At 72.5% G+C, this 1,838-nt stretch carries 1 protein-coding gene; it reads right to left on the reverse strand.

Annotation, left to right across the window (positions count from 1 at the left end; translation table 11 throughout):
- Positions 1-1,524 (reverse strand): glycoside hydrolase domain-containing protein (locus J5Y04_RS43860; RefSeq protein ID WP_209417667.1); only part of this gene is annotated, 1,524 nt, incomplete at its 3' end.
- Between the last annotated feature and the right edge of the window lie 314 nt (positions 1,525-1,838).

The raw sequence follows: 1,838 nt of genomic DNA on the forward strand, positions 1-1,838 counted from the left end.
GGCCACGATGTCGTCCCGGCCGTCCCGGTTCAGGTCACCGACCGCCAGGTTGCCCATCCCGTTCCAGCCACCGTTGCCGATCACCACCCGGCTGCCCAACGTCCCCGTACCGGTCCCCGGGTACGACCAGAGCTTCCCGGTCGACACCTCGACCGCCACCAGGTCCTTCTTGCCGTTCCCGTTGAAGTCACCCGCCGTCAGGTTCGTCATCCCGGGGTCGTTCACCGGGGCCTTGACGGCGATGTCGACGTAGTTCCGGTCGATGTTGATGGTGGTCCCGCCGTGCGACTCCGTGACGTCCCCGGCGTACTGGTGGACGCGCTGGTGGTTGGACCAGTACCCCGCCGGGATGTAGCTGTCGTTGGTGTCCGCGACGTTGTTCCAGTTCGCGGCCCACGCGACGTCGGGGCGGTCGAAGCTGGACGAGTTGTAGGCGGCGACCATGTCCTTGATCCCGCTGGACGACGAACTGTAGACACCGGAGCGGAAGTTGAGCTCGTGCAGCCGCCCGGTCCAGCCCGACAGGTAGTTCAGCACGTTGGTGCGATAGCCGGAGGAGTAGGCCTCCATGTCGACGTAGAGCACCGTCGCGGTCGTGAAGCCCAGGCCCTTGGCCAGCTTGACGGCGGCCTCCGCCGCGGCCCGGCCCTGGCCCTCGGCGTTCGACGAGGAGATCCCCGCGGCCTGCGTGCCCGCGTAGACGGGCAGCAGGTGCCAGCCGGCGCTGCTCTGCTGCGCCACCCACGACGCGGTGAGGTTGTTCTGCGCGCAGACCCGGGTCGGACCGCCGATGTAGATGCCCACGCCCCGGTACGGCGAGGAGGCCCAGTCCGCCATCGCGCCGGACGAGGGGGCGGCGCAGGCGTCGAACGCCTTGCCGGTGTAGCCGGTGCTCGGTGTCGCGGACGCGGCCGCCGACGCCGTGTCGGACGCCGCGTCGGACGCCGCGATGGCGCCGGCGGCCTTCGGCGGCTGTGGCGCCGGGGCCGCGGTGGCGCCGGCGCCCACCGAGGCGGAGGCGAGGATGCGCTGCACCGCGGCCGCCGAGGAGGAGATGTGACTGACCGTCACGTAGATGCCGGCGCCTTCGAAGGCCACCCGCGCCTCCTGGCCGACGCTGTCGGGAAGGGCCGGGACGGCCTGGCCGGCGGGCACCGCGACCGTGGCGAGGTCGGCCCGCTCGGCCGCACCGGCGAAGGTCTCCACGACCAGCGCGTCCGCCTTCTCCCCGATCAGGTGGGTCGGGCACTTCTGGTCCGCCCCGGGGTGGCCGAGGTAGACGGTGTTCCGGTCCAGCCGGACACAGGTGTCGGGCGCCTGGGCCAGGTCGACCACCGCCCAGTTCGACGGAACCTGAAGCGAAAGCCCCTGGTAGGAAACGGTTTTGACGCCATGACCTGCTGCGGCGGGCTCGGCCGCGCCGGGCTCGGCGGCCTGGGCGACCAGGCCCAGCGGCAGGACGGCGGTGAGGACGCCAGCCGCCACGGCGAGCGAGGCGGCACCCCTCAGACGGTGGTGAATCACGGAATTCTCCAAGGAGACGGGCAGCGCGAAAGCCGCCCGTGGGACGGGGAAGCGGGAGGACGGCACCCGGCAGCGCGGGCCGGGGAGGGCGTGGGGGGCGCGGGGGCAGGGGCGGGCCCGCACGGTGGTCGCGGACCCACCCCCGGCTTCAGCGGCCGGCCGGGGCCGGCCGGTGAAGCCCGTAGGCGGACTACCAGCCGCCGGAGCCGATCTCGGTGCGGGAGCTCAGGCCATTGCCGGTGCCCTTGTAGAGGTAGAGCTTCCCGGTCTGCCCCGGGTCGGAGTCCACCGCCGCCAGGTCACCGATGCCGTCA

The organism is Kitasatospora sp. RG8, from assembly GCF_017813315.1.
Classification (GTDB): domain Bacteria; phylum Actinomycetota; class Actinomycetes; order Streptomycetales; family Streptomycetaceae; genus Kitasatospora.